The organism is Saccharopolyspora sp. 6V (assembly GCF_020176785.1).
Taxonomy (GTDB): domain Bacteria; phylum Actinomycetota; class Actinomycetes; order Mycobacteriales; family Pseudonocardiaceae; genus Saccharopolyspora_C; species Saccharopolyspora_C gregorii.
In genome coordinates, this window is record NZ_JAIUKB010000064.1 from 61,039 (window position 1) to 85,967 (window position 24,929).

The 24,929-nt window shown below is 73.5% G+C and carries 18 protein-coding genes, 1 tRNA gene and 1 pseudogene; 6 read left to right on the top strand and 14 right to left on the bottom strand.

Going from position 1 to position 24,929, the window contains the following annotated elements:
- The first annotated feature begins 22 nt into the window (after positions 1-22).
- Positions 23-514 carry an inorganic diphosphatase gene (locus LCD35_RS13710; protein ID WP_224959732.1) on the top strand — a complete coding sequence of 164 codons (492 nt, stop codon included), beginning with the start codon at positions 23-25 and terminating at the stop codon, positions 512-514.
- Between the two features lie 276 nt (positions 515-790).
- Here the strand turns inward: LCD35_RS13710 and LCD35_RS13715 are convergent, their stop codons facing one another.
- Positions 791-2,281: a hypothetical protein gene (locus LCD35_RS13715; protein WP_224959734.1), complete on the bottom strand. Its 1,491-nt coding sequence runs from the start codon at positions 2,279-2,281 to the stop codon at positions 791-793.
- Between the two features lie 165 nt (positions 2,282-2,446).
- Between LCD35_RS13715 and LCD35_RS13720 the strand changes: the two genes are divergently transcribed.
- From LCD35_RS13720 to LCD35_RS13730, 3 genes are all read left to right on the top strand, one after another.
- Positions 2,447-2,520, top strand: a tRNA-Thr gene (locus LCD35_RS13720).
- Between the two features lie 789 nt (positions 2,521-3,309).
- A complete protein-coding gene (locus LCD35_RS13725; protein ID WP_224959736.1) occupies positions 3,310-4,143 on the top strand; it encodes a DUF4231 domain-containing protein in 834 nt (277 codons plus the stop codon).
- Between the two features lie 166 nt (positions 4,144-4,309).
- Positions 4,310-5,041, top strand: a complete 732-nt coding sequence (locus LCD35_RS13730) for a hypothetical protein (RefSeq protein WP_224959738.1) — start codon at positions 4,310-4,312, stop codon at positions 5,039-5,041.
- Positions 5,042-5,102: 61 nt separating this feature from the next.
- On the opposite strand, the gene LCD35_RS13735 is transcribed toward LCD35_RS13730, so the two are convergent.
- The 5 genes from LCD35_RS13735 to LCD35_RS13755 all read right to left on the bottom strand — a co-directional run bounded on the left by LCD35_RS13735 (position 5,103) and on the right by LCD35_RS13755 (position 13,430).
- The gene (locus LCD35_RS13735; RefSeq protein WP_224959740.1) at positions 5,103-6,344 is read right to left on the bottom strand and encodes a DNA polymerase III subunit delta'; all 1,242 of its coding nucleotides are present in this window, start codon (positions 6,342-6,344) and stop codon (positions 5,103-5,105) included.
- A gap of 96 nt (positions 6,345-6,440) precedes the next feature.
- Complete coding sequence (gene topA / locus LCD35_RS13740) at positions 6,441-9,395, bottom strand: type I DNA topoisomerase (RefSeq protein WP_224959742.1); 2,955 nt, start codon at positions 9,393-9,395, stop codon at positions 6,441-6,443.
- A 190-nt stretch (positions 9,396-9,585) separates the two neighbouring features.
- Positions 9,586-10,170, bottom strand: coding sequence for a hypothetical protein (locus LCD35_RS13745; RefSeq protein WP_224959744.1), 585 nt, complete (start codon positions 10,168-10,170; stop codon positions 9,586-9,588).
- A gap of 96 nt (positions 10,171-10,266) precedes the next feature.
- A complete protein-coding gene (locus tag LCD35_RS13750) occupies positions 10,267-10,938 on the bottom strand; it encodes a hypothetical protein (RefSeq protein ID WP_224959746.1) in 672 nt (223 codons plus the stop codon).
- Positions 10,939-11,120: 182 nt separating this feature from the next.
- The gene (locus LCD35_RS13755; RefSeq protein ID WP_224959749.1) at positions 11,121-13,430 is read right to left on the bottom strand and encodes a sodium-translocating pyrophosphatase; all 2,310 of its coding nucleotides are present in this window, start codon (positions 13,428-13,430) and stop codon (positions 11,121-11,123) included.
- Positions 13,431-14,004: 574 nt separating this feature from the next.
- On the opposite strand from LCD35_RS13755, the gene LCD35_RS13760 reads away from it, so the two are divergent.
- The gene (locus tag LCD35_RS13760) at positions 14,005-16,368 is read left to right on the top strand and encodes a DEAD/DEAH box helicase (protein ID WP_225044291.1); all 2,364 of its coding nucleotides are present in this window, start codon (positions 14,005-14,007) and stop codon (positions 16,366-16,368) included.
- Between the two features lie 135 nt (positions 16,369-16,503).
- On the opposite strand, the gene LCD35_RS13765 is transcribed toward LCD35_RS13760, so the two are convergent.
- The 8 genes and pseudogenes from LCD35_RS13765 to ssd all read right to left on the bottom strand — a co-directional run bounded on the left by LCD35_RS13765 (position 16,504) and on the right by ssd (position 22,887).
- Positions 16,504-17,151, bottom strand: a complete 648-nt coding sequence (locus LCD35_RS13765; RefSeq protein ID WP_224966666.1) for a bifunctional DNA primase/polymerase — start codon at positions 17,149-17,151, stop codon at positions 16,504-16,506.
- A 348-nt stretch (positions 17,152-17,499) separates the two neighbouring features.
- Positions 17,500-17,850, bottom strand: a pseudogene (locus tag LCD35_RS13770) (Rv3654c family TadE-like protein); the annotation flags it as partial.
- 193 nt (positions 17,851-18,043) lie between these two features.
- The gene (locus tag LCD35_RS13775; protein ID WP_225044292.1) at positions 18,044-18,646 is read right to left on the bottom strand and encodes a TadE family type IV pilus minor pilin; all 603 of its coding nucleotides are present in this window, start codon (positions 18,644-18,646) and stop codon (positions 18,044-18,046) included.
- Complete coding sequence (locus LCD35_RS13780) at positions 18,643-18,900, bottom strand: DUF4244 domain-containing protein (protein ID WP_225044293.1); 258 nt, start codon at positions 18,898-18,900, stop codon at positions 18,643-18,645. Before LCD35_RS13780 ends, LCD35_RS13775 begins: the two co-directional genes overlap by 4 nt.
- Before the next feature lie 111 nt (positions 18,901-19,011).
- Positions 19,012-19,803 carry a type II secretion system F family protein gene (locus LCD35_RS13785; RefSeq protein WP_225044294.1) on the bottom strand — a complete coding sequence of 264 codons (792 nt, stop codon included), beginning with the start codon at positions 19,801-19,803 and terminating at the stop codon, positions 19,012-19,014.
- Entirely contained in the window at positions 19,800-20,615 is an 816-nt protein-coding gene (locus LCD35_RS13790; RefSeq protein ID WP_224966662.1) for a type II secretion system F family protein, read from the bottom strand. The genes LCD35_RS13785 and LCD35_RS13790 overlap by 4 nt, the downstream gene beginning before the upstream one ends.
- Entirely contained in the window at positions 20,609-21,778 is a 1,170-nt protein-coding gene (locus tag LCD35_RS13795) for a TadA family conjugal transfer-associated ATPase (RefSeq protein WP_225044295.1), read from the bottom strand. The genes LCD35_RS13790 and LCD35_RS13795 overlap by 7 nt, the downstream gene beginning before the upstream one ends.
- Positions 21,763-22,887, bottom strand: coding sequence for a septum site-determining protein Ssd (gene ssd / locus LCD35_RS13800; RefSeq protein ID WP_224978195.1), 1,125 nt, complete (start codon positions 22,885-22,887; stop codon positions 21,763-21,765). The genes LCD35_RS13795 and ssd overlap by 16 nt, the downstream gene beginning before the upstream one ends.
- A gap of 697 nt (positions 22,888-23,584) precedes the next feature.
- Between ssd and LCD35_RS13805 the strand changes: the two genes are divergently transcribed.
- Positions 23,585-24,424, top strand: a complete 840-nt coding sequence (locus LCD35_RS13805; protein ID WP_224957299.1) for an HAD family phosphatase — start codon at positions 23,585-23,587, stop codon at positions 24,422-24,424.
- Positions 24,425-24,929 lie beyond the last annotated feature (505 nt).

Sequence of the window (24,929 nt, forward strand, 5' to 3'; positions counted from 1 at the left end):
GCTAGAACGAGTGAGGAACCGCGTGGACTTCGACGTCACCATCGAGATCCCCAAGGGGAACCGGAACAAGTACGAGGTGGACCACAAATCCGGCCGGATCCGGCTGGACCGGACGTTGTTCACCGCCACCCAGTACCCGGCCGACTACGGCTTCGTCGAGGACACCCTCGGTGAGGACGGCGACCCGCTGGACGCGCTGGTGCTGGTGCAGGAGCCCACCTTCCCAGGGTGCTTGATCACCGCGCGCGCGATCGGCATGTTCCGGATGCGCGACGAGAAGGGCGGCGACGACAAGGTCATCTGCGTCCCCTCCGACGACCCGCGCCAGGAGCACCTGCGCGACATCCACCACCTGGCGGAGTTCTACCGGTTGGAGATCCAGCACTTCTTCGAGGTGTACAAGGACCTCGAACCCGGCAAGAGCGTTGAAGGCGCCACCTGGGTCGGCCGCACCGAGGCCGAAGCCGAGATCAAGCGGTCCTACGAGCGGGCCAAGGAGCAGGGCGACCACTGACGCCCTGAGCAACCCGAAGGCCCTTCCCGATGGGGAGGGCCTTCGTCGCGTCCGGGGGCGGTCCACGCCGCCGGACGACCGGCCGAGCGGTGCCGCCCCCGCGGACCCGGCCCCGTCGCGGACCGGCGAAGCGGGCGCTGCTCGCCGCCCGCGCCCCGGATCCGCTCCACCGAGCAGGCCACCCGCACCGGACCCGGCCGAGCCGCACGAGCTCAGCAGGAGCAGCCGCGGCTCACCGTCGCCGTCCCCCGGTTCGGGGCCGGGGGACGACGGCGGTCACCCCTGGCGGCGCGGCACCGCGGCCACCAGCACCGAACCGAGCAGCAGCAGGCCCGTCCCGGTCCAGAACAGCGGGATCGTGTAGTACGCACCGCTGGTCTTGGCCAGCGGCGGAGCGGCGGCGCCCTGCGCCGGTGGCGCGGGCTGCTCGGGAGCGGGGGCCGGCGGCACGTCGCAGTGCACGCCGCCCGCCGGTGCCCCGGCGCGGGCCGTCTGCTCGCCGAAGGAGACCTCCGCCAGCGCCGCGTCCGGCATGCCGAGCGCCGTGCCCGGCAGCAGCTTCAGGTCGAACATCCGCGCACCGGCGCGCAGCTCGGTGCCGTTCGCCTCCTGGGTGAGCTCGCCGATGCTCAGCCGCAGCACCCCGAGGTCGAGCACGCGGTCGTTCACCGCCGGACCGACGACCGGCAGCTCGCCCGGCACGCCCGGCAGCCCGATCGGCAGGTCCGCCTGCGGGTTCGCCGCGTCGAGCTCCGCGAGTTCCCGCCCGCCCTGGGTCACCCGCAGCACCGGGGCCTCGTAGTCCACGGTGGACGTGGCCGGATCACCGGTGGCGGTGACGGTCAGCGTCGGCTCGCTCACCACGTCGACCCGCAGCTCCTGCGGCGTGCCGGACAGCAACCGCACGCTCGCCAGCCGCATCGTGGAGGTGGACCGCACCGCCTTGCCCGCCGAGCCCGGCACGTCGACCAGTTCGATCTTGGAGTGCGCACGCACCGCGTCCGGCACGTGCACCAGCGAACCCGCGCCCGATTCGGTCGGTCCCCCACCGGAGAGCAGACCGCCGAGCCGGGCGGGCGACCCCGGGGCGCCCGCGAGCGCCGCGTGCTGGTCGCCGTCCTGCTGCGGGGTGTCCGGCAGCGCGGGCAGCACGTTCACCGCCGACAGGCTCGCCAGCGAACTGCTCGCCTCCGAGATCGGCGAGACGCACGGTCCGAGCCGCTCGTCCCACCTGGCGTGCGCGCTGCCCTCCAGCAGCCCCAGCTTCACCAGCGCGTCCGCCGGGGACGGCGGCGGCTGCACGCCGGTGGTCGTCGGCTCGGCGTGGTCCGGCACCGCGGTCTGCGCGACCGACGCGCCCGGTACCTGCGGCGCGTACCCGCCGATCGCGGCGCCGAACGGCGAGGCCTCGGCGGTCGAGCGCTCGGTGGCCAGGTACGCCTCGGAGTTCGCCGTCGACTTCGCCAGCCCGAGCCCGAGTTCGAGCAGCGCCTGCTTGCGCAGCGCGTCCTCGTACGCGGGATCGTCGAAGATCGTCTCTCCCGGCACCGCGCCGGGCAGCACCCGCAGCACGCCGATCCCGGTGCCCACCTCGGCCGTGATCGGGCCCGGCTGGGCCGGCCCCTCGGAAGCCGGGGGCTGGTCCGGGTCCACCGGCGTCGGCACCGGCGTGGTCTGCGCGAACGCTGCGGGCAGGCTCAGCCCGGCGACGGCCAGCGACACCGTCGTGGCGGCGGCGAAACGACGCAGCGGTCGAGCTGATCGCATCCGACCTGCCTTCCCTAGAAGAAGTGGTGACGAGCGTCACCGAATCTCTCAACGACGGGCTCCCGTCCGAGTGACGCCCGATTTCAGCGCAACCGGTGACGCACGACCGGGCCGCCAACCCCTTCGCCGGGCCGTCGCGGCCACCCGCTACACTTGCTCCGCAACGCCGCCTTAGCTCAGTCGGCCAGAGCGACGCACTCGTAATGCGTAGGTCGAGGGTTCGATTCCCTCAGGCGGCTCGCCGAGAAGACCGCAGGACCACCCCGGTGGACCTGCGGTCTTTTCTTCGTCCTCCCCCGTCGGCTCCGCGACCGCGCGCCCGCCGTGACCGCGACCGGCTTTCCCGGGCCCCCGGCAGCAGTCCATTCCCGGAATGCGCGGGACCACCCATTCCCGCCACCGGCCGCCGAATTGCGCATTCGACGAAAGCCCGCGGAGATCGTCCCGCCCGCCCTCGGGCATTCCGCCACACCGAACTGAACTGCCGGAACGGCGAATCCGGCAGAATCGGCCCCGCCCGCGCGAGGGACGCGCGGACGGGCACCACCTCCCGTTCGGAACTCCCGGAAAAGCCATGCGCGAACCGCGCCCCGAAATACGTGCCGAGACCGGACGAGACCAGGATCCGAACGGGTCCGAGCACCACGCGCACCGCTCCGCCGCGCCACCCCGGACCACCTGCGACACCGGCCGCCGCGACACCGGGGAATCCCCCGGCACGCGCCCCCGCGCCCCATAGCAGGCAGGTGCGATGCGCCGACCGTGGCCCACGTGGTTGGGCCGGACGGGTGCGCTGCCACAGTGGAGAGCCCCGATCCGGGGCGAGTAGTCGCGGCGACTGAGTACTTGCGCCATCGGCTGTTATCACTGGCAGGTTTCGGCGAAGATTCCTCCCGGCCGACCTGCAGTGATCACATGGCGCAACAGGGTGTAGGCCGATCAGCCCAATCAGCTATCACCCGACCGGTCGATTGTCGTCGTACTTGGGGAACTACTTCGATCACAGTGACGCCGGAAGGATCGATGTGATGGAGCGTTGGGACGCGGGCACGGGCATCATTGGGGGCGGGGTCATCGCCGGGGAAACCCAGCCGCAGGACTGGGAGCGCCGCATCAGCGAGCTGTCCGAACAGCTCTACCGAGCGCGCATCCTGCAACGACTCCTGCTGATCTGGACCTGTCCGGGGAACGTGGCCCTCGCCGGACTCTCGATCTCCGGGATCGTGCTGCTCGCACCACCGGTGGCGGTCTCGGTGCTGGCCGTGGCGATCCCGGTCGGCTCGGTCGCCGCGTCGGGGCGCATCGCCTACCGGCACCACTTCGCGGTGCGCGCGGTCGCCTCCGAACTGCGCGAGCTGGAACGCGCGCACCGCGAGCACCAACTCGACGAGTGGAACGCGGGCGACCTGCTCGGCATGCGCAAGCGCTACCGGGCCGACCTGCCGGACGTGATCGAGCGCTACCGCGCCGAAGCGGGCAGGCACCGCTGGAAGGACCACGTGCTGCACACCGTGGTGATCGCCGGCTCGATCATCAGCGCCACCGTCACCGCGGCCTCCGCCGCGGTCGTCGGCGCGCGCTGGGCCGCGGTGGCGATCAGCCTGCTGGTGGCGGTCGCGGCGGCGTTCGGCGGCTACGCGAAGTACCGGGAGCGCGCGGCGAGCCTGCAGCAGACCGCCGACGTGCTCGAACGCGAGTACCACTCGGTCGAATTACGCGCGGGCCGCTACAGCAGGTTCGACGACGAAGGCGACGCGTACGCCGAATTCGCCGACACCGTCGAGTCGCTGCGCGAGGAGCAGGCGAAGCGCCAGCAGCACCTCAACCAGTCCATCGACGTGACCTCCGTCGCCGGACAGTAGTTCCAAGATCTTCCGCCTCACACGAACGGGTCGGAAACCGGCCGCTCAGCGCACTCCCCGTCGACGCACCGCGACGGCTGTGATCGCTGATTAGTGGCCGGTCCCGGCTCCGTACGCTGCGACCTCTGGCGCACAGGTGAGGGCCTGTGCAGAGAGGAGCAAGGCGATGAAACGCAGCCTCACCACGGCCGCCGCCGTGCTGGCGGGCGCCGGCGCCGTCGGTTTCGCCGGCACCGCGCACGCCGACTCGCAGTTCCCGGCCGAGCTGCCGGTGGACAACGGGGTCGCCCAGACCGCCTTCCACGCCGCCGGAACCGTGCACGGCGTGCAGCAGACCGTCGGCGACGTGGTGCGCGCGCCGCAGGCCCTCGCCGAGCAGGCGGGCACTGCCACCGGCCGCACCGGTGACGGCAACGTCATCGGTGACGCGCTGCAGGACTTCACCCAAGCCCACACCCATCCGGTCGCCACCCAGGGCGCCCACCTCCCGATCGGCGGCGTCATCCCCGCCCAGCAGAGCGCCCGTTCCGGCGCGACGCCGGTGGACGGCCTCGCGAAGGACGAGAACGTGCGCGGCATCGTCGACACCATCGACGACTTCGGCACCTCGATGATCGGCCTCATCAACGCGCTGCCCGCGGACCAGGTGAACACCACCACCGACTCCCAGAGCGGGCAGCCCGGCAAGCCCGGCACCAGCGGTCAGAACGGCTCCAACGGCGAGGACGGTGGCGACACCACCGCCACGGCCCCCACCACCAAGCCCACCGTGGGCGGCACGCCCAAGGGCGGCCTGCTCGACCTGAGCAACGCGGGCGGTGCGGTCGGCAAGCCGCTGGCCGACGGCCTCAGCGGCACCCCGTTGGCGGGGCTCGCCAACCTCGATCAGCGCGGCTGATCACGCAAGCCACGGCCCCCGCGCTCTGGGAGGAGAGCGCGGGGGCCTTTCCCTGCGCCCGTCAGCCGTGGTGCAGGGTCGCGACCATCGCCTCCACCGCGATGATCGGCTTCACGTTCTGGGTGAGCGCGGTGCGGCACTCCAGCACCGCCTCCAGCCGCCGCAGCGTCGACTCCGACGTCCACTGCGATGCGGCCTTCGCCACGTCCGAGGCGTAATCCGGGTGGTTCAACGACGCCGGTGACCCGGACCGGGAGACCAGCACGTCGCGGTAGAACCCGGCGAGGTCCACCAGCGCCAGGTCCAGGGCGTCGCGCTGCGAGCGCGTCGCGCGCGACTTCTGCTTCTTCTCCAGCTCCTTCAGCGCCGCGTTCGCGCCGCGGGTCGCCGAAGCCGTGCCCTTGCCGGTGCCGCCCGCACCCATCGCGGTGCGCAGCTCGTCCTTCTCCGCCTCGTTGCGGTCCTCGTTCGCCGAGGTCGCCTCCGACTCGGAGGACCTCACCAGCCCGCTCGCCGCGGTGAACACGTCCGAGAACCGGCGCAGCCCCACCGGGATGCTCAGCACCCGGTCCCGCCGCTCCCGGGCCTCCGGATCGGTGGCCAGCCGCCGAGCCCGCCCGATGTGCCCGCCGCACACCGAAGCCGCCCACCGGGCCATCTCGTCGCCGACGTCGTCGCGCTCCCGCAGCACCTCGGCGATCGACCCGGCCAGCGGGGTGCGCAACTGCATCGCGCGGCACCGGGAGCGGATCGTGACCGGCACGTCCTCCGGGTGGTCCGACGGCGCGCACAGCAGGAAGACCGTGCGCTCCGGCGGTTCCTCCACCGCTTTCAGCAGCGCGTTCGCCGCGCCTTCGGTGAGCCGGTCGGAGTCCTCGATCAGCACCACCCGCCACTGGCCGGTGGTGGGGCGGCGCGCCGCGGCCTGCACCAGGGCCCGCATCTCGCGCACCGAGATCGTCAAGCCCTCCGGCACCACGACCTTCACGTCCGCGTGGGTCCCCGCCACCACCGTCCGGCACGCCGCGCAGCGGCCGCAGCCCGGCGCCTCGCCCGGTTCCAGGCACTGCAGCGCGGCGGCGAACGCCCGGGCGGCCACCGAACGACCCGAACCGGGCGGCCCGGTGAACAGCCACGCGTGCGTCATGGCGCCCGCGGGCGCGGGCTCGCCGCGGACCTGGAGGTGGGCGGCCTGCGCGGCGGCGAACAGCGTGCGCACCGCGTCGGGCTGGCCGACGATGTCCGCCCACACCCCGGTCGCCGGGGGGACTTCGCCCGCTACCGGGTCGGGGACCTGCGCCACCACGTCACCTCCGGGGTCGTCGCGCCGCCTGCGTCGACACGCACTGTACGAGGCCGCGCCGACACCGGATCAGCGACCCGGCGCCCGGAGCCGCGGTCAGCTGCCGCTGGTGGACGAGGTGCTGCGGCTCGACGAGGACGAGCGGGAGCCGCTCGCCCGGGACGCCGGGCTCTTCGCCGACTTCGCGGTGCTGCTCTTCGCCGCGCCGGACTTCGCGGTGGTGGACTTCGACGTCCCCGACTTGGTCGCGGTCGACTTCGACGCCGTCTTGGTCGTCGACTTCTTCGCCGTCGTCTTCGTGCCGGTGCTCTTCGTCGACTTCGCCGTGCTGGTCTTCGCGGTCGACTTCGTCGTCTTCTTCTTCGCCGGGGCCTTCGCCCGCCGCTCCGCGATCAGTTCGACGGCCCGGTCCATCGTCAGCGACTCGACCTCGTCGCCCTTGCGCAGCGAGGCGTTCGTCTCGCCGTCGGTGACGTACGGACCGAACCGGCCGTCCTTGATGACCAGCGGCTTGCCGGTGTCCGGCTCGTCGCCGAGCTCCCGCAGCGGCGGGGCCGCGGCCCGGCGGCCGCGCTGCTTCGGCTGGGCGTAGATCTTCAGCGCCTCGTCGACGGTGACGGTGAAGATCTGGTCCTCGGTCTCCAGCGACCGCGAATCGGTCCCGCGCTTGAGATACGGGCCGTAGCGGCCGTTCTGCGCGGTGATCTCCTCGCCGGACTCCGGGTCGGTGCCCACCACCCGCGGCAGCGACAGCAGCTTCAGCGCGTCGTCGATGGTCACGGTGTCCAACGACATCGACTTGAGCAGGCTGCCGGTGCGCGGCTTCGACTTGTCCCCTTCGGGGAGGACCTCGGTGACGTACGGGCCGAACCGGCCCTCCTTCGCCATCACCTCGTGCCCGGTCGCCGGATCGGTGCCGAGGCTGCGGCCCTCCATCGGCGTCGCGAACAGCTTCTCCGCGACCTCCGAGCTGAGCTCGTCCGGCGGCAGGTCGTCCGGCAGGTTCGCCCGCTGCGACTCCTCCGCGTTCAGCGGACGCTCCAGGTACGGGCCGTAGCGGCCCACCCGCACGTAGACGGTGCGGCCCTCGTCGTCGGTGAACATCGGGATGGAGTTCACCTCGCGCGCGTCGATCTGCTCCACGCTGGAGCCGACGAGCTTCTTGAGCCCGCCCGCGCGGCCGATCGAATCACCCGGCCCGACCTCGCCGCCGAAGTAGAAGCCGGACAGCCACTTGGTGCGCTGCTGGCGGCCCTCGGCGATGCGGTCCAGCTCGTCCTCCAGCGCCGCGGTGAAGTCGTAGTCCACCAGCCTGCCGAAGTGCTGCTCCATCAGCCCGACCACGGCGAACGCCACCCAGGACGGGACCAGCGCGGAACCCTTCTTCCACACGTAGCCGCGCTCCTGCACGGTGCTGATGATCGACGCGTAGGTGGAGGGGCGGCCGATGCCCAGCTCCTCCAGCGCCTTCACCAGGCTCGCCTCGGTGTAGCGGGCCGGCGGGTTCGTGTTGTGGCCGTCCGGCTCCAGCTCGGCGGCGGTGATCGCCTGGCCCTGGCTGAGCCGCGGCAGCCGCGATTCGGCGTCGTCGGCGACGCCACCGGCCTCCGAGTCCACCGATTCCACGTACGCCTTGAGGAACCCGGCGAAGGTGATCGTGCGGCCGGACGCGGCGAACGTGCACTCCTCACCGGAGGTCGCCGTACCGGTGATGCGCACCGACAGCGTGGTGCCCTTCGCGTCCGCCATCTGCGAGGCGATGGTGCGCTGCCAGATCAGCTCGTAGAGCTTGAATCCGTCCACGTCCAGCTCGTTCGCGACCTGGCCGGGGGTGCGGAAGCTCTCGCCCGCCGGGCGGATCGCCTCGTGCGCTTCCTGGGCGTTCTTGACCTTGCGGTTGTACTGGCGGGGCTGCGGCGACAGGTGGCTGTCCCCGTAGAGCTCCCTGGCCTGGTTGCGCGCCGCGGTGATCGCCGTCTCGGACAGCGTCGTCGAGTCGGTTCGCATGTAGGTGATGTAGCCGTTCTCGTACAGCCGCTGCGCGGTGCGCATCGTGCGATCCGCCGAGAAGCGCAGCTTGCGGCTCGCCTCCTGCTGCAGGGTGGAGGTCATGAACGGCGCGTACGGCTTCCGCGTGTACGGCTTCTCCTCGACGCTGGAGACGCTGAGCCGGGCGTCGGTCAGCGCCGCCGCGAGGCGCCGCGCCGCAGGCTCGTCCAGCGGCTTCACGTCGGCGTTCTTCAACCGGCCGTCCGGGCCGAAGTCGCGGCCGGTGGCCACCTTCGCCCCGTCCACGGTCACCAGCCGGGCGCCGAAGCGCGGCGGCTCGGCGCTCGCCCCGGCGTCCATCGTCGCCGAGATGTCCCAGTACGAGGCGGGCACGAACTTGATGCGCTCCCGCTCCCGCTCGACCACGATCCGGGTCGCCACGGACTGCACGCGGCCCGCCGAGAGCTTCGGCATGACCTTCTTCCACAGCACCGGGCTGACCTCGTAGCCGTACAACCGGTCCAGGATGCGACGGGTCTCCTGCGCGTCCACCAGGTCCTGGTCGAGGTCGCGCGGGTTCGCGGCGGCGGCCTGGATGGCGGATTCGGTGATCTCGTGGAACACCATGCGCCGCACCGGCACCTTCGGCTTCAGCGTCTCCATCAGGTGCCAGGCGATGGCCTCGCCCTCGCGGTCGCCGTCCGTGGCGAGGTAGAGCTCGTCGACTTCCTTCAGCGCGTCCTTCAACTCGCTGACCGTCGACTTCTTGTCCGCGGTCACCAGGTACAGCGGCTCGAAGTCGTTCTCCACGTCCACGCCGAGGCGCGCCCAGGACTGGCCCTTGTACTTGGCGGGCACGTCGGCGGCGCCGCGCGGCAGGTCGCGGATGTGGCCGCGGGAGGACTCGACCACGAAGTTGGTGCCGAGGTAAGAGGCGATCTTGCGTGCCTTGGCCGGGGACTCGACGATGACCAACCGCCGACGTCCGGAGTCCGTCCCGCCGGAGGACCCCGAAGCCCGGCCGTTACCGCCGCTCTGCTTCGCCCGTGTCGACCCAGCCACGCTTACCTGCTCTCTTCTCGCGGAGGCGTCCGATCCGCCAGTGTGCACCGCATACCACCCCGGATGCCGCACCCAGGGACGCACAGCGTGGCACACAACACGCCTGCGCTCGCGTCTTCCGTTCCGTACGAACGTATCGGGTGCCGGTCCTGTTCCGTTGCGTGACCTGCCCCGACCTGTGGCGTGATCGTCAGGAGACGAGCGGCCACGTTCGCTCGATCGCACCATCGGGGGTCGGACCGACCAGCTCCGCGAGCCGCTCGATCCGGCGCCGTCCGGTGACGCGCAGCGCTGGTCCGCCCGCTCGCGGACCCGTGCAGCGCGCGGGCAGTCCGGCCCTGGCCAGAGCCGCCGCCAACGGCTCGTAGGTCTCCGGCGCGTGCGGGTCCAGGCCCAGCAGGTACCCGCCCGGCACCGGCCTCCCCGCGGTCAGCGCCCACAGCCGCAGCGCCGCCCCGTCGGGGGCGAAGTCCGCGGGGACCGACTTCACCGCGCCGCGCAGCCACTGCCCGGCCAAGCCGGTCAGGTCGGCGCGGAACGCGGTGCGCACCAGCGGGTGTCCCTCTTCGGAGCGACCGAGCTCGGCGGCCACCCCGCGGTCGGCGCAGGCGCGCGCCAGCGACCGGGCGCGCCAGTCGTCGGCGACGACCACGGACAGCCGGGCCGCGGTGCCGCGACCGAACCCGACGGCCTGGCCCGGGCCGCACAGCAGTCCCGCGAGGTCGGCCACCCGGGGGTGGCGAGCCTCCGCGGAGAAGAAGGACAGCTGGTCCACGATGCGTGATCGTAGAACGTCCGTTCGAGCTTGACCAGGGCCCTCCGCCCGGACGAGGGATCGATCGACCTCGTTCGGGCGGAGTCGCCTGCCGGGTCAGCCCGGGGGCTGCTGCTGGGGCTGCTGTTGCTGCTGCTGTTGCTGGAGCTGCTCCTGCTGAGCGGCCGACTGCGTCAACTGCTGGCACTGCGGCGCCTTCATCGCGGCGTCGTTGAGCTGCTGGTTCTTGGAGAACTCGGCGAACTGCGCGCTGAAGTCGAGCTGCTGGCCCTTCTTCAGCTCCTCCTGCACCCCGGTCATGCCCGTGGTGAACGCCTGCTCGTTGGAGGTGTCGACCTGCTCGGCCTTGCCCTTCGCCGCGGAGAGGATGTCGCGGACCTGGGTGAATCCGTCCACGAACGTGGTGGCCACCTGGTCGGCGCCCGCGATCGGCGACGGGCCGATCCGCTGGAGCCCGGTGACCGTCTGGTCCGCGGCGTCGTGCGCAGCGGTCATCTGCGCGATGGACGACGCCTTGAAGGTCTCGGTATTCGTCTTGTCCACCTGCGGGGCCTGCTGCTGCGAAGCGGAGAAACCGCCGACGAGACCGCACAGCTCGCCGGTCCAGGCCACGCCGTCGGAACTCGCCTGCGCGGGCTTGCCCTGCTCCTGCTGCTGGGGCTGCTCCTGCTGCTGCGGGGCGGGCTGCTGCGGTTCGCCCTGGGAGCAGCCGGCCAGCGCCAGCGGGACGGCGGCGAGCACCGCGACGGAGGTCGAACGGATATTCATGCGCATTCCCTCAGGTCGGGTCGGCGTGCTCCCCGACTCTCCCGCACCAGCACGGCCGCCCCCGGAACCGGGGCCCCGCCGACCGGAGTCCGCCCAGCGCACAGCGGAGGGGCGCCCGACGAGCACGCCGAACGCCCCTCCACCGCACCGCCGCCGCTCGCGGGACGAGCGGCGGCCACCGATCAGGTCGCGCCGTTGACGATCTTGTCGTCGTCGGCGGGCGCGTCCGAGATGGCCGTGCTGCGCCGCTTGGACACCACGATGGCGCCCACCACGACCAGCGCCGCCACCACCGCGATCGCGATGCGCACCGCGGGCGACGCCGAATCACCCACCGACAGCGTGACCACCGCAGGGGCGATCAGCACCGACACCAGGTTCATCACCTTGAGCAGCGGGTTGATCGCCGGGCCCGCGGTGTCCTTGAACGGGTCGCCGACCGTGTCGCCGATGACCGTCGCCGCGTGCGCCTCGGACCCCTTGCCGCCGTGGTGGCCGTCCTCGACCAGCTTCTTCGAGTTGTCCCACGCGCCACCGGAGTTCGCCAGGAAGATCGCCATCAGCGTGCCCGTGGCGATCGCACCGGCCAGGTACCCGGCCAGCGGCCCCACGCCCAGGCCGAAGCCCACCGCGATCGGCGCCAGCACCGCCAGCAATCCCGGCGTGGCCAGCTCCCGCAGCGAGTCGCGGGTGCAGATGTCGACCACCCGGTGGTACTCCGGACGAGTGGAGCCGTCCATGATCCCCGGGTTCTGCTTGAACTGGCGCCGCACCTCGTAGACCACGGCACCGGCCGCCCGGGACACCGCGTTGATCGCCAGCCCGGAGAACAAGAACACCACCGCGGCCCCGATCACGATGCCGACCAGCACGTTCGGCGCGAACACCTGGTACGCCTCCGCGGTGATCGTGGTGGAGACCGCGCGCGCGGCCTGCACGATCGCGTCCTGGTAGGCGCCGAACAGCGCGGTCGCCGCCAGCACGGCGGTCGCGATGGCGATGCCCTTGGTGATCGCCTTCGTGGTGTTGCCGACCGCGTCCAGCTCGGTCAGGATCTTCGCCCCGTCGCCCTCGAACTCACCGGACATCTCCGCGATGCCCTGCGCGTTGTCCGCCACCGGGCCGAAGGTGTCCATCGCGACGATCACGCCGACCGTGGTCAGCAGGCCGCAACCGGCCAGCGCGATCGCGAACAGCGCCACCGTCAGCGTCGTGGACAGCAGGAAGGCGCCGAACACCGCCGCGCCGATCACCAGCGCCGTGTACACGGCCGACTCGAAGCCGACCGACAGGCCGGTGAGGATCACCGTGGCGGCACCGGTCTTCGAGGACTCGCCGACGTCCTGCACCGGGCGATGCTCGGTGGCGGTGAAGTAGCCGGTCAGCTTCAGGATCACCGCGGCCAGCAGGATGCCGATGAGCACGGCGGCCAACGCGATCAGCGCCGGGCTGCCGCTGGCGCCGGCGACCTCCGGCGAGGCACCGGCCAGCTCGGCGAACGAGTTCGGCAGGTACACCAGCGCGGCCACCGCGCACAGCACCGCCGAGATCCCCGCGGAGATGAAGAAGGAGCGGTTGATCGCGGTCAACGCGCTCTCCCCCGCCTTGGCCTTCGTCAGGTACACGCCGATCACCGCGGTGACCACGCCGATCGCGGGCACGATCAGCGGGAACAGCAGCCCCTTGAGGCCGAACGCGGCGGTCCCGAGGATCAGCGACGCCACCAGCGTCACCGCGTAGGACTCGAACAGGTCCGCGGCCATGCCCGCGCAGTCGCCGACGTTGTCCCCGACGTTGTCGGCGATCGTCGCGGCGTTGCGCGGGTCGTCCTCCGGGATGTCCTGCTCGACCTTGCCGACCAGGTCCGCGCCCACGTCGGCGGCCTTGGTGAAGATGCCGCCGCCGACCCGCATGAACATCGCCAGCAGCGCGGCGCCGAAGCCGAAACCCTCCAGCACCCGCGGTGCCTCGCCCGCGTAGACGAGCACGACCAGAGCCGCGCCGAACAACCCGAGGCCGACGGTGGTCATGCCGACCACGCCACCGGTGCGGAACGCGACGCGCATCGCCTTCTCCCGGCCCGCGCCGGGATCGTTCGACGCGGCCGCGACCCGCACGTTCGCGCGGGTGGACAGCCACATGCCGAGGTAGCCGATGGCGGCGGAGAACGCCGCGCCGAACAGGAAGAAGATCGACCGGCCGATGCGTTCGCCGGTGCTGTTCGCGGGGAGCACGAACAGCACGACGAAGACCACGACGGCGAAGCCGGCCAACGTCCGGAACTGCCGGTTGAGGTACGCGGAGGCGCCTTCCTGCACCGCCTGCGAGATCTGCTGCATCTTGGCCGAACCCTGGCCGGCCGCCAGCACCTCCTTGATCAGCACGTAGCCGAAGGCCAGCGCCGCCAAGGCGATGATCAGGACCACGCCGACGACGGCGTAGTCGGAGCCGCTGAGTTCGAACGCACCGGGGGCGTTCTGCGCGAGGTCCATCCGGTGCGTCGAGCTCGGTGGTGCAGTGCCCTGGGCGACCCAGCCGGGCTGGACCGGGGACAGCAGGGACATCCGTCCTCCTCGGGTGTGGCTCGGTGGCACGCCGGAGAGGCGGTGGTGCGTCCACTCCGACGCTCGGTACGGCCTCGGCCGCGAGCGGCCCGCCGGGGCCCGTCCGCGATCGATGTCGTGGCCGCGAAGTCTATTCAGGCCTGACGTGTCTTACTTCACGGTGTGATGTGCGCCTCGCAACGACGTGCTGCTTCGTTATCGAGTGATCGATCCAGTTAGGACTTGATCACCCGATCGGACACACTTCTACATGGACCGAACGGGTGACTTCGTGTATCGCGTGTCGCAGCCGGATCGAACCGGCGTGTCGCGGCCCCGGAGACCCGCGCGGACACCGCCGCGCGGACGCCTCGGCCGCGCCCGCAGGCCACCTCACACCCCCGCGGCCCGCGCCCCGGCCCACGACGGCGCGGTGGCGGGCGAGTCCACCCGAACGAGATCACCGGGCCGCAGGTTCCGCGTGCGTGCGGTGCGGGAACAGCGCTGTGCGACGCTCGACCACGTGAACTCGGCACACCGGAGAGCGGGCAGGACCGGCAGCGGCAAGCGGCTGCTGGACCGGGTGCTGGCCGGCACGCCCGCGGACGAATCACCGCTGCGGCACGTCGAGCAGCTCGCCGAACGGCCCGCGCAGCACGCGGACTGGCCGGGCTGGGCGCCCGAACCGCTGGTCGAGGCGCTGCGCGCCCGCGGCGCCGAACGCCCCTGGAGCCACCAGGCCGAAGGCGCCGAAGCCGCGTGGGCCGGTGAGCACGTCGTGGTGGCGACCGGCACCGCGTCCGGCAAGTCGATGACCTACCAGCTGCCGGTGCTCACCCGGTTGCTCACCGACGCCCGGGCCACCGCGCTGTACCTGTCGCCGACCAAGGCGCTGGGCGCCGATCAGCTCCGGTCCACCACCGAGCTGGGCCTGGACGGGATCCGCGCCGCCGCCTACGACGGGGACACCCCGTTCGTCGAGCGGGACTGGGTGCGGGCGCACGGCCGGTGGGTGTTCACCAACCCGGACATGCTGCACCACGGCGTGCTCGCCCAGCACTCCCGCTGGGCGCGGTTCTTCCGCAACCTCTCCTACGTGGTCGTCGACGAGTGCCACACCTACCGGGGCGTCTTCGGCTCGCACGTGGCGCTGCTGCTGCGGCGGCTGCGGCGGATCGCGCGGTACTACGGCGCGGAACCGGTGTTCGTGCTCGCCTCCGCGACGGTGGCCGACCCGGCCTCCCTGGGCGAACGGCTGATCGGCGCCGAGTGCCGGGCCGTCACCGCGGACGGCTCGCCGCGCGGCGCCCGCACCGTCGCATTGTGGGAACCACCGCTGCTGGACGACGTATCCGGCGAGAACGACGCGCCGGTCCGGCGTTCCGCCGGGAGCGAGGCCGCACGGATCCTCACCGAACTCGTCGTGGAAGGCGCCCGCACGCTCGCGTTCATCCGATCCCGGCGCGGCACCGAGCTCGCCGCGCTGGCCGCCCGCCGCGCCCTGTCCGAAGTGGACGATTCGCTGGTGGACAAGGTCGCCGCCTACCGGGGCGGCTACCTGCCGGAGGACCGGCGGAAGCTCGAACGGGCGCTGCTGAGCGGGGAACTGCTCGCCGTCGCGGCCACCAACGCGCTGGAGCTCGGCGTCGACATCGCGGGCCTGGACGCGGTCGTCGTCGCCGGGTTCCCGGGCACGCTCGCCTCGTTCTGGCAGCAGGCCGGGCGCGCCGGGCGCGACGGGGACGACGCGCTGGTCGTCTTCGTCGCCCGGGACGACCCGCTGGACACCTACCTGGTGAACCACCCGCCCGCCGTGCTGGACCGGCCGGTCGAGTCGACGGTGCTGGACCCGGCGAACCCCTACGTGCTCGAACCGCACCTGGCCTGCGCCGCGGCCGAGCTGCCGCTGGACGAAGCGGCGTTCGAGGTCTTCGGCGGCGAGCCCGCCCGCACCGCGACCGACGCGCTCACCGAGGCCGGAGTACTGCGCAAGCGGCCGCGCGGCTGGTACTGGACCGAGCGGGAACGCCCGCACCGGGAAGTGGAACTGCGCGGGTCCGGTGGGCAGCAGATCGCCGTCGTCGAGGGCGACTCCGGGCGGATGCTCGGCACCGTCGACCCGGATTCGGCGTGCGCCACGGTGCATCCCGGCGCGGTCTACCTGCACCAGGGGCAGTCGTTCGTGGTGGACGAGCTGGACCTGGACGGCGGCCTCGCGCTGGTACACCTGGAGAACCCGGAGTGGCACACCTCGCCGCGCGACGTCGTGGACATCTCGGTGCTCGCCACGGTGCAGGAGCGGAGTCCGGCGCCGGGGATCACGGTGTGCCTCGGGGACGTGGAGGTCACCTCGCAGGTCGTCGGCTACCTGCGAACCCTGCCCTCCGGCGAGGTGCTCGACCAGGTGCCGCTGGACCTGCCCGCGCACAAGCTGGTCACCCGCGCCGTCTGGTACACGATCTCCGACGAACTGCTGACCGACAGCGCGCCGGGGGGCGCCGGGTTGGACCCGGCGCGCATCCCCGGCGCGCTGCACGCCGCCGAGCACGCGGCGATCGGCTTGCTCCCGCTGTTCGCGACCTGCGACCGGTGGGACATCGGTGGTGTCTCCACTGCCCTGCACGAACACACCGGTCGGGCCACGGTGTTCGTGCACGACGGTCATCCCGGGGGAGCCGGCTTCGCCGACCGCGGCTTCGCCGCGTTGTTCCCCTGGTTGGCCGCGACGCGGGAGGCGATCGTCTCCTGCGACTGCCCGGCGGGTTGCCCGTCCTGCGTTCAATCGCCGAAGTGCGGGAACGGCAATGAACCACTGGACAAGGCGGGGGCGGTGGCTGTTCTCGACGTGCTCTCGACCGCGCACGGGGGAGACGCCGGGCAGGGCTAGGGCCTACGGCGGATCGGGTGGGCGAGGGGGTTCGCCGGTCCCCCTCGTCCCCGCCGTCGGTCCCCATCGGGGGTGCCCAGCTGGACGGGTCGGGCGTCCAGTGCCCTGGCGACTCTGGTTCGCGGTCGAGGCGGGCTAGTTGCCCGCGACGACGAGTTCGGCCACGTCTTGGACGGCGTCGGCACCGATGCGCAGGGCGTCACCGATGATCTCGGGGGACGGCAACCGCCACCCGCAGACCTCCGGCTTGACCCGCCAGTGCACGACTCCGTGGTGGAAGGTGCTCGGGGGAACCGGCAGCCAGCTGCCGGCGCTGTGCCTGCGGACCGCTCCGGCCGCGACCAGCTCGGGGCACGCCGCGGTGGCCGAGCCCCCTGCGGCGAGGAAGTACCAGCGGGCGTCCGGGGTCGCCACGATCGGAACCGGAACGCCCAGCGAGCGCAGCGCCCGCGCGGTGCGCCTGCCCAGTTCGGCACCGGTCTCCAGCGCCTCGACCTGGTCACCGGTCGCGACGAGCAGGCTGTACGGCTGCTCGGACCACCACCGGGCGACCTGGTCGACGCCGGCACCGAGCCGGTCCTGCCAGTCCGCGTGCACGGGAACGGGGTGCGCGACACCCGCCGGGTGCGCGGCGTCGGAGCCGGACCAGGCGCGGGCGCCCGCCTCGGAACCGACCGGGAAGGTGCCGGGCAGCACCGACCAGCCGCGAGACGCCAGCTCGATGGCCTGCACCCGGAGCTCGATCCGGAAGGCGCCCGCCCACCCGGTGACACTGGCCTCCACGGCAGCACCGGCTCCTCCGGGAGCGTTCGCTCCGGAAGCGCTGGGCCCCCTGTCCGCTGACCAGTCCATTACCTCTCCTCACTCGACCGTGGCGGATGCCTTCGCACCGGTGTGGCCGCTGCCCCGCGACCGGTCACCTGAGACCGACCACGATGTCGGGATCTCCTGCTCGCTTCCGCTCCATCAATCAACGTCATCCCACCCGGCCTCGTACACCCCCCATGTCGATGACCGGTCGCTCAGCGGCGACGAGCGTCCGGTCGCCGAGAGGGGCGCTGATATGCCGGAGTGTCGGTTCGCGGCGACGTGATCGCGCTCACCGGTCGTTCAGCCGGGGCGCGGGACCGCTCAGCGCGGGCCGCCATCCGGCGAACGGGTGACAGGACCGGCCCTGGCACGCCCGGTGACCTGCGGTGACAGCCCGCCCAGGCCCATCGAGGCCCGAACTTCGACCAGGACGCGCGCGTCGAGACCGGCCAGCTCGCAGTCGAGGACCCGTGCCCGCATCTCCGCCGCGACCCCGCGGGCCGCGGCGCAGGCGGGCGCGCCGCCCTGCTGGGCCCGGGCCGCGGCGGCGAGCGCCGCCAAGTCCGCGGCGCCGTCCGCGCGGTGCCGGGCCAGCATGACCGATCCGAGCACCATGCCGAAACCCACGATCGCGATCACGCCGAGGACGAGGGCCGCGGCGAGCACGGTGGCGACCCCGCGATCGGTGACCTCCTCCCGTTCGTCGCTTCCGAGCCGGTCGTTCCGATCGGCCGGCCGGCGGCCGGGGTGGGGGGGGGGGGGGGCGGGCCCCGCCCCCCCCCCCCCCCCGCGGGGGGGGCGCCGGCCGGGGGGGGCGCGGGGGGGGGGGGGGGGGGGGCGGCGGGGCGCCCCCCCCCCCCCCCGCTCATGCGGCGGGTCCCGGACTCGGTGCCGCTCGGGCGGGTTCGGCCAAGCCCCGGGTGGCCGGTGGCCCGCCCGCGGGCGGGAGCTCGGCGCCGGGGGCTGGTGGCCGGTCCGGCTCGTCCGATCCTGGCTCCACCGGGATCGGCGCATCCGGCTGCGGCGCTGCGGAGGCCTGCCCTGGGGGTTCCGGGGCCGTGGCGGCCGGCGCCTCGGGTTCCGGGGCCGCGGCGGCCCGGCTGCTCCGCCACTGCTGCGGCAGGAGTCCCGGACCGGACGGCGCGGTGACCTCCGCGATGACGAGCCCGCGCTCGGCCGCGAGCACCAGCTCGGATCCCGTCGGAGCCGACCGGGCCACCGCGGCGCGGGCGCCGTCGTGATCGCCCCTGGCCGCCAACCGGGCCGCTTCGACCGCGGCGTCGGTGCAGCGGAGCTGCCCGAGCAGCACCCCGAACGCGGCCAGCACGAGCAGGAACACCGCCATCACCGCGCCGATGCCGATCGCGGCCTCGACGGTCACCGCACCGCGATCCGCTGCCGCTCCACCGGCGTGGTCCGCTTCGGCGGAGGAGCGCCGGTTCCCCGCCGCACCGGACGGCGCGGTCATCCGACGCCGTCCTGCAAGGCGCGCTCGATCAGCGAGGTGAGCCCGTCGGTCACCGAGGCCCCGGTCACCACCGCGTAGAGCACCCCGGCGAACGCCGCGGCGGCGATCGTGCCGATGGCGTACTCGGCGGTGCTCATCCCGCCGTCACCGCGGAACAGGGCCCGCCACCGCCGCCGGACTCGCCGCCGCGCGCCCGCGACCAGGTGCAGCCCGCCGTCGGTCGTCCGCACCGCGCACTCGGTTCGAACCGTCATCACCTTCTCCTCTCCACCGCCGGTCGGCCCCCCGGCCTCCGCCATCGACATCCGTTCGCCGGGCGCACCCGCCCGGATTCCTCCCGCAGCGCACTGATCGCGCGGTCGCGGTCACCAGGGCAGCGGCAGGCGCTGCACCATGCCGACCACCACCGGGAGCACGCCCAGGCACAGGAACGCGGGCAGGAAGCACAGCCCCAGCGGGGCGGCGACCCACACCGCCGCGCGCTGGGCCCGCGCCTGCGCGCGATCCGCCAGCTCGGCGCGGGACTCGGCCGCCAGCTCGGCGGCGACCTCGGCCAGTGCGCTCCCGGTCCGGGCCGTGCGCCGGGCGGCTCTCGCCAGCTCGGCGGTGCCGGGATGGCGCAGCGCCGGGTCCCAGGCCGCGACCGGGTCGGCGCCGAGTTCCAGCAGTCCTGCCACCTCCCGCAACGCGTCCCCCGCCGCACCGGGCAACTCGGCGGCGACCGCACGCACCAGCACCACCGGCGGCAGTCCGGCGCGCATCCCGGCGGCGAGCAGGTCCCATCCCGCGGCCAGTGCCAACGGGTCCACCGGTTCACCCGCCGCCTGGCGCCGGAACCACCAGAAACCGACCGCCGCCAGCAGCAGCGCACCCACCGGTCCGCCGAGCAGCGCGCCGCACAGCCCGCCCACCACCGCCGCGAGCGCCGCCCGCCGACCGCGGCACCACTCGGCCACCGCCGGGGACCACCCGGGTCGGGCGGGTGCGGGTGGCAGCCGCGCCCGGGCGGGACCGGACGGCACCACCAGCAGGCCCAACCCGGCGAGCGCAGCGGCCCACGGCGCGCCGCTCCCGACGGCTCCGGTCAGCGCGGTGGCCCCGGTCAGCGCGGTGGCCCCGGTCAGCGCGGTGGCCCCGGCCAGTTCGGCGGCGCTCACGTCCGCACCACCGATTCGGTGAGCCGGACGGTCCACACCACGCCCGCGCACAACAGCGCCACTCCCCCGACCAGCAGCGCCTGGCCGAGCACCCCGTGCGCGAGCACCGCCAGCGGTGCCGCGCCGGAGAGCTGGCCCAGCAGGAGGCCGAGCAGCGGCAGCGCGGCGAGCACCACCGCCGTGGACCGCGGACCGGCGAGCTTCGCGTCCACGTCCCTGGCGAAGGCCACCCGGTGTTCCAGGTCGCGGCGCACGGAATCCAGCGGTTCGGCGAGCGCGACCCCGTGCCGATCGGCCAGCGCCCACGCCCGACCGGCGCGCGCCAGCGGGTCCGCTCGCGCCGGACCGGCACCGGCGGGGTCGGCGGCGGCCAGCAGCACCGCGGCCGGGTCCCCGCCGAGCCGCGCGGTGGCGGCGAGGTCCCGGAAGAGTCCTGCCACGGCCGGGTCGGACTCCGCCGCAGCGCCCTCGGCCGCCGCGGCCGGGTGTGCTCCAGCGCGCAGCTCCGCGACGAGCATCCGGAGCGCGGACGCGAGTGCGGCCGCCCGGGCGGTCCGCCGCCGATCCGCACCGCGTCCCCGCCACCACCAGATCCCCAGCGCGGCGAGCGCGGCGGCGGCGAGCAGGCCGCCGATCCCGGCGAGCGCGGTGCCGAACAGGACTCCGCCCAGCACCGCCCACGGGGCCGCGCCGAAGGACGGGGCGCGGCGCCGCACCGGTTCCGGCCCCGGCCGCACGGTGGCGATGCGGGTCCGGGCGCGGACGTCCGGCCAGGTCAGCAAGGCCATCGCGGACAGCAGTGCGCTCAGCACGGCAGATCACCCCCGCGCGCTCGCAGCAGCGCGAGCAGGTCCGGCCTGCCCTCGCCCCAGCCGGTGCCGCGTTCCCAGGCGGGCACCACGCGCACCAGGTCTCCCTCGCGGCGCAGCACCCCGATCTCGGCGAGGTACCTGCCTCCGCCGGTGGCGCGCCGGACGTGCAGCACGACCTGCACGGCCGCCGCGAGCTGGCTGTGCAGCGCCTGCCGGGACAGCCCGCCGAGCGCGGCGAGCGCTTCCAGCCTGGCCGGGACCTCGGCGGGCGAGTTCGCGTGCACGGTCCCGCCGCCCCCGTCGTGCCCGGTGTTCAGCGCAGCCAGGAGTTCGCAGACCTCCGCGCCGCGCACCTCGCCGACGATCAGCCGGTCGGGGCGCATCCGCAGCGCCTGGCGCACCAGGTCGCGGATGCGGACCTCGCCCGCGCCCTCCACGTTCGCCGGCCGGGTCAGCAGCCGGACGACGTGCGGGTGCTCGGGTCGCAGCTCCCCGGCCTCCTCCACGCAGATGATCCGTTCGGTCCGGCCCACCTCGCCGAGCAGCGCGGCGAGCAGGGTCGTCTTGCCCGCGCCGGTGCCGCCGGTGACCAGGAACGCGAGCCGGTGCCGGACGATCTCTCGCAGCGCGGTGGCGCGCTCCTCGTCGAAGGTCCCGAGGCGGCGCAGCGCGCCCACGTCGTGCGAAGCGGGCCGCAGCACCCGCAGGGACAGGCAGGTGCCGTCCGCGGCGATCGGTGGCAGCACCGCGTGCAGCCGCACCGCCTCCCCCGACTCCGCACCGGGCAGCCACGCGTCGACCCACGGTTGCGCTTCGTCCAGCCGGCGGCCGGTGGCGACCGCGAGCCGCTGGGCCAGCCGCCGCACCCCGTCGTCGTCGGGGAAGGTGACCGAGCAGCGACGCAGGCCGTCTCCCCGGTCCACCCACACCTGGTCGGGTGCGGTGACCAGCACGTCGGTGACCCGCGGGTCCCGCAGCAGCGGTTCGAGCACCCCGGCCCCGAGGAATTCCTGCTGCAGCGCGCGCAGCGCGGCGAGCAGGTCGGTGTCGGCGACGAGCCCGCCGGACTCCTCGCGGACGGCCGTGGCCACCGCGGACGGGTTGAGCGGTGCGCCGCTGCCCGCGAGCCTGCGGCGCACCCGTTCGATCAGCTCGGTGTGCACGACGCCACCGCCCGTCCGGCCACGAGTTCGTCCAGGACGCGGAGTACTTCGCCGGTGGCCCGGGCGATCGGCCCACGGCTGCCCGCCCGGGTGGCGCACAGCCCGCCGCGGTCCACGGCGGCGGCGAGCGCGGGCTGGGTCCGCAGCACCGCGAGCACCTCGACGCCCACCGCGCGTTCGACGTCGTCGACGCGCAACCCGCCCGGGGCCGGGCCGCGCACGACCGCCAGCACCGGCCCGGCCGCGTGCTCGCGCACCAGCTCGGCGGTGCTCGCCGCGGAGGCGCAGCCGCGCACTTCGGCCGGAACCACCAGGACGACCAGGTCGGCGCGCCGCAGCACTGCCGCCGCCGGTTCGAACGGCGTCCGCGGCAGGTCGCAGACCACCACGTCCCCGGCGCGCCGTCCCGCGTCGAGCACCGCGCGCACCGAGGTCGCGGTGGGGCCGTTCGCCGGGCCGCTCCGGTCGCAGGAGAGCACGGTGAGCCTGCCCCGCCCGAGGCGGCGGCCCGGCAGCGCCGCGCGCAGCGCACCCGACGGGATCCGGCCGTCACCGACCGACAACCCGGACCAGCGCAGCCCGGAGGAGCCCTCCACGCCGGCGGTCAGGTCGAGCCCACCACCGGCCGGATCGCAGTCCAGCAGCAGCGCGCCGTCCCCGCGACGGGCGGCGGTCACCGCGGTGGCCGCGGCCAGGGTGGACGCCCCGGCACCGCCCGCGCCGCCGAGCACGGCGAGCACCCGGCCGTCCCCGGGTGACGCGCGAGCGCCGTCGGCGACATCGGTGAGCAGCTCGACGAGCCGGAACTCCTCGGCGGGCAGACCGAGCAGCGCTTCCGCCCCGACCTCGAACGCCGGTCGCCACAGCGGTCCCACCCCGCCCCTCGTCAGCACCACGACGCCTGGCCGGCGCGGGAGTTCCGCGACCAGCGCCTCGGCGGCGGCCGGGCCGTCGAGCAGGACGAGCGCCGCATCCCGCCAGCGGTCGCCGGGGGCGGTCCCGCCGTCGTGCCGCCGCAGTTCGCAGCCCGCGACGGCGGCGAGGCGGGCGACGTCCTCAGCGAGCGCCTCGTCGGCGGTGATGAGCAGCGGCGTGGTGGTCGTGGACATGCGAGGTCCCCGTTCGGATCCGGGCTGATCGCGGGTGTCCGAAGGTGGTTCCGGCCGTTCTCCCGCTCGTCATCAACGGTGACCGAGGCGGAACCCCGCGTCGATCCCCGAATCGCGAATCTGTGGACGAAACGGGTACCTGTGGACAACCTGTCCCCCGGTTCAGCGAGCCGGATGGTCGGAGATTGCCGAAACCGAACCGCTGGTCAGGGAAAACCGCACATGCGCGCCACTTCGACAATGCCATTCCGATGGGGCGGAGAACTCGACCGGATGCGCCGGAGATCATCTCCCGGCAGCGCGGAAAGGGCCCGCGCCCGGTCGCGGGAACAATGGAAAGGGTGGCCCGGCAGCGCGGGAGCGGCGAAAGCCGAACGAGGGCGACCCGCCCGGTGGAAATGGGACGACCCCCGTCAGGGGGGAGGGACGGGGGTCGTCGAGAGTTCAGCTCCGGGGGGTCGAGCTGAACCCGTCCGGGGCTCCCGGACCCCTCAACTGTAGCGCCCCGTGCCCCTCACACGCGCCCCGTCCATTAGGAGGAACGTCGGCCGCCGCACGCACCCCCGGAAACTCAGCGTGCAGGCCATCCCGCGCGGGCGCACGCCTGGCCCCACCCCCGCGGGAGGCGCTCCGACACCGTGGGTGACTGGTGCGATCGGCGGAACGTGCAGCCGTCCGGACATCGCCGATGTTTCGTATGCTGTGCCTCGTGACAGCGCCCGCGAACCCACCGGCCGCCACCGAGCCTCGGGCGGCGGCATTCTTCGACTTGGACAAAACGGTCATCGCCAAATCGAGCACGCTCGCATTCAGCAGACCGTTCTTCCAAGAAGGCCTCATCAACCGCAGGGCGGTGCTCAAAAGTGCCTACGCGCAATTCGTGTTCATGCTGGCCGGTGCCGACGCGGACCAGATGGACCGGATGCGCGCGCACATCACCTCGCTCTGCGCCGGATGGGATGTCGAGCAGGTCAACGCGATCGTCGAGGAAACCCTGCACGACATCGTCGACCCGCTGGTCTACAAGGAGGCCACCCAGCTCATCGCGGAGCACAAGGAGCAGGGCCACGACATCGTGGTGCTCTCCGCTTCCGGGCAAGAAGTCGTGGCTCCGATCGCCGCGCTGCTCGGTGCGACGCATTCCGCGGGCACCCGGATGGTGGTCTCCGGCGGCAGGTACACGGGTGACGTGGAATTCTACTGCTCGGCGGAGAACAAGGCCGCGGCGGCCCGCGAGCTCGCCGAGCTGCACGGCTACGACCTGGCCGCCTGCCACGCGTACTCGGACTCGGTGACCGACCTGCCGCTGCTGGAGGTCGTCGGCCACCCGACCGCGGTGAACCCGGACCGCGGGCTGCGCAAGCACGCCGCCCAGCGCGGCTGGCCGTCGCTGGCGTTCGAGCAGCCCGTCTCGCTGCGCGCCCGCTTCCCCACCCCGTCCCGGGCCGCGGTGACCGCCGCCGGGGTCGGCGTGGGAGCGGTGGCCGCCGCCGGTGCCGCCTGGTGGGGACTGCGCAGGCTGCGCCGCGGCCGCTGACCCGCGCCACCAGCGGGAAGCCCGCCCGGAAACGATCAGCCCGCTGGGGATTGCAGCGGTCCGGAGCGGGGTCTACAAAGGAGGTGCGGACTCCGGTTCGGCCAGGGACGGCGCGGAGGAGAAGCACCGTCCACCCCGTCCGGGCTCCGTGCGTGAGGACGGAGCACCCACGCGCTGCCGCCACGTGAGGCCGGTCGTCGAACGGGGTTGCGTACCGGGACGCCGGACGCCTAGCCCGGAAGTTACGACATTCGTGCACGCTTGGTAACCCGTCCGAACACGCGAAAGGCGGTGCTCGCCGAGGCGGGCGCCCCCGTTTCGCGCGCGGGGCGGGCCCGACCGGAACGCACCCGGCGTGTCGGATCATCCCGGATGCGCTGATCAGGGCCGTTCGCGCCGATCACCCACCGGATGGCGTTGACCGGGCACGGGCACGTGAGTAGCTTCCGAATTCCACCCCCGTGGTGGTGGACGACTTTCCGCCCCCGCCCGCCGACCCCGACCC

What these genes read in the sequence shown, in the direction of transcription:
- LCD35_RS13715 (WP_224959734.1), bottom strand. Translation starts at nt 2,281, where the DNA reads ATGCGATCAGCTCGACCGCTGCGTCGTTTCGCCGCCGCCACGACGGTG.
- LCD35_RS13725 (WP_224959736.1), top strand. Translation starts at nt 3,310, where the DNA reads ATGGAGCGTTGGGACGCGGGCACGGGCATCATTGGGGGCGGGGTCATC.
- LCD35_RS13730 (WP_224959738.1), top strand. Translation starts at nt 4,310, where the DNA reads ATGAAACGCAGCCTCACCACGGCCGCCGCCGTGCTGGCGGGCGCCGGC.
- LCD35_RS13750 (WP_224959746.1), bottom strand. Translation starts at nt 10,938, where the DNA reads ATGAATATCCGTTCGACCTCCGTCGCGGTGCTCGCCGCCGTCCCGCTG.
- LCD35_RS13755 (WP_224959749.1), bottom strand. Translation starts at nt 13,430, where the DNA reads ATGGACCTCGCGCAGAACGCCCCCGGTGCGTTCGAACTCAGCGGCTCC.
- LCD35_RS13775 (WP_225044292.1), bottom strand. Translation starts at nt 18,646, where the DNA reads ATGACCGCGCCGTCCGGTGCGGCGGGGAACCGGCGCTCCTCCGCCGAA.
- LCD35_RS13780 (WP_225044293.1), bottom strand. Translation starts at nt 18,900, where the DNA reads ATGACGGTTCGAACCGAGTGCGCGGTGCGGACGACCGACGGCGGGCTG.
- ssd (WP_224978195.1), bottom strand. Translation starts at nt 22,887, where the DNA reads ATGTCCACGACCACCACGCCGCTGCTCATCACCGCCGACGAGGCGCTC.
- LCD35_RS13805 (WP_224957299.1), top strand. Translation starts at nt 23,585, where the DNA reads ATGCTGTGCCTCGTGACAGCGCCCGCGAACCCACCGGCCGCCACCGAG.